The sequence below is a fragment of the Rhodoferax potami genome (genome assembly GCF_032193765.1).
GTDB classification, from domain to species: Bacteria; Pseudomonadota; Gammaproteobacteria; order Burkholderiales; family Burkholderiaceae_C; genus Allorhodoferax; species Allorhodoferax potami.
The window spans coordinates 3,847,501-3,850,000 of record NZ_JAVBIJ010000001.1 but is presented as its reverse complement, the minus strand read 5'-3'; the positions used below and the strand labels follow the sequence as shown (position 1 = coordinate 3,850,000).

General features: G+C 50.0%; 2 tRNA genes and 2 rRNA genes (2 of these 4 running past the window's edge). All 4 read right to left on the bottom strand.

What is annotated here, in order from left to right:
- Window positions 1–1,685, bottom strand: a 23S ribosomal RNA gene (locus tag RAE21_RS18600); it reaches 1,193 nt to the left of the window's first position.
- 389 nt (window positions 1,686–2,074) lie between these two features.
- Window positions 2,075–2,150: transfer RNA gene (locus tag RAE21_RS18595), tRNA-Ala, on the bottom strand.
- A gap of 36 nt (window positions 2,151–2,186) precedes the next feature.
- Window positions 2,187–2,263, bottom strand: a tRNA-Ile gene (locus tag RAE21_RS18590).
- Window positions 2,264–2,362: 99 nt separating this feature from the next.
- Window positions 2,363–2,500 (bottom strand): 16S ribosomal RNA (locus RAE21_RS18585) (it continues 1,397 nt past the right edge of the window).
- Together the 16S and 23S rRNA genes with 2 tRNA genes alongside form the textbook arrangement of a ribosomal RNA operon.

Below are 2,500 nucleotides of genomic sequence, written 5' to 3'. Positions count from 1 at the left end.
TCTTCCGAAGTTACGGTGTCAATTTGCCGAGTTCCTTCTCCTGAGTTCTCTCAAGCGCCTTAGAATACTCATCTCGCGCACCAGTGTCGGTTTGCGGTACGGTCGTGTGTAGCTGAAGCTTAGTGGCTTTTCCTGGAAGCAGGGTATCACTCACTTCGTCTGCAAGCAGACTCGTTATCACTCCTCATCTAAGCCCGGCGGATTTGCCTACCAGGCACGACTACAAGCTTGAACCAACATGTCCAACAGTTGGCTGAGTTAACCTTCTCCGTCCCCACATCGCACTACACATCGGTACAGGAATATTGACCTGTTTCCCATCAGCTACGCATCTCTGCCTCGCCTTAGGGGCCAACTCACTCTACGCCGATGAACGTTGCGTAGAAAACCTTGCGCTTACGGCGAGGGGGCTTTTCACCCCCTTTAACGCTACTCATGTCAGCATTCGCACTTCTGATACCTCCAGCACGCTTTACAACGCACCTTCACAGGCTTACAGAACGCTCTCCTACCACTTGCAATAAATTGCAAATCCGCAGCTTCGGTAACTGGCTTAGCCCCGTTACATCTTCCGCGCAGGACGACTCGATCAGTGAGCTATTACGCTTTCTTTAAATGATGGCTGCTTCTAAGCCAACATCCTGACTGTTTTAGCCTTCCCACTTCGTTTCCCACTTAGCCAATTTTAGGGACCTTAGCTGGCGGTCTGGGTTGTTTCCCTCTTGAGTCCGGACGTTAGCACCCGGTGCTCTGTCTCCCAAGCTGTACTCTGCGGTATTCGGAGTTTGCATTGGTTTGGTAAGTCGCCATGACCCCCTAGCCAAAACAGTGCTCTACCCCCGCAGGTAATACTTGAGGCACTACCTAAATAGTTTTCGGAGAGAACCAGCTATTTCCAAGTTTGTTTAGCCTTTCACCCCTATCCACAGCTCATCCGCTAGTTTTGCAACACTAGTCGGTTCGGACCTCCAGTACCTGTTACGGCACCTTCATCCTGGCCATGGATAGATCACTTGGTTTCGGGTCTACACCCAGCGACTAGACGCCCTATTCGGACTCGATTTCTCTACGGCTTCCCTATTCGGTTAACCTTGCCACTGAATGTAAGTCGCTGACCCATTATACAAAAGGTACGCAGTCACCCTTACGGGCTCCTACTTTTTGTAAGCATGCGGTTTCAGGATCTATTTCACTCCCCTCCCGGGGTTCTTTTCGCCTTTCCCTCACGGTACTAGTTCACTATCGGTCAATGATGAGTATTTAGCCTTGGAGGATGGTCCCCCCATATTCAGACAGGATTTCTCGTGTCCCGCCCTACTTTTCGCAAGCTCAGTACCACACAGGTCATTTCACGTACGGGGCTATCACCCGCTATGGCCAGCATTTCCAGGCTGTTCCGTTATGTCTTGTGCTATCACTTGCAGGCTTCTCCGATTTCGCTCGCCACTACTTTCGGAATCTCGGTTGATGTCTTTTCCTCGAGCTACTGAGATGTTTCAGTTCACCCGGTTCGCCTCGCATACCTATGTATTCAGTATGCGATACCCCTAAGGGTGGGTTTCCCCATTCGGAAATCTCCGGATCAAAGCTAATTTGCCAGCTCCCCGAAGCTTATCGCAGGCTATCACGTCCTTCGTCGCCTATCATTGCCAAGGCATCCACCACATGCTCTTATTCACTTGACCCTATAACTTTGACCACTCTTGCGAGTATCTCCGTCATCTTCAAGGAATGTTTGACAGGTCTCTCACCTGTCGCGTTATGCCGTAAATGACATCACCACTTGCTTTCGCAACCAGTGAGCCTAATTACTTTCGAATTTCAAACAAAGTTTGATATTCATTTTGACGCAATCAAATATGTTGCCAACAACCACGCAAGGCACGGTCTGCACTAAACCTTTACGAATGTGCAGTTTCCTTGGCGCAGCTTAAAGTTGGCAACGCTGATTAAACTCTATAAATTGTTAAAGAACAGCCGGTTGATCAAGAGATCTTGATCAACAACAAAGCAGCCTCTTCATTGCAAGCAATGCAAAGCTACTTTGGTGTTGACTTCATGTGTATCGGAAGTTTGGTGGAGGATGACGGGATCGAACCGACGACCCCCTGCTTGCAAAGCAGGTGCTCTCCCAGCTGAGCTAATCCCCCGTATTTCCCAATATCTACCTGTTTATTGGACGACGATGGTGGGTCTGGTTGGTCTCGAACCAACGACCCCCGCCTTATCAAGACGGTGCTCTAACCAACTGAGCTACAGACCCAAGCCGGTCACTGATGACCAGGCATAAGCCCAAGTCGTTAGCGACAACCTTCCAACAACCGATAAGTGTGAGCGTTCAAATTAGATTGCAGTTTTCCAGAAAGGAGGTGATCCAGCCGCACCTTCCGATACGGCTACCTTGTTACGACTTCACCCCAGTCACGAACCCTGCCGTGGTAATCGCCCTCCTTGCGGTTAGGCTAACTACTTCTGGCAGAACCCGCTCCCATGGTGTGAC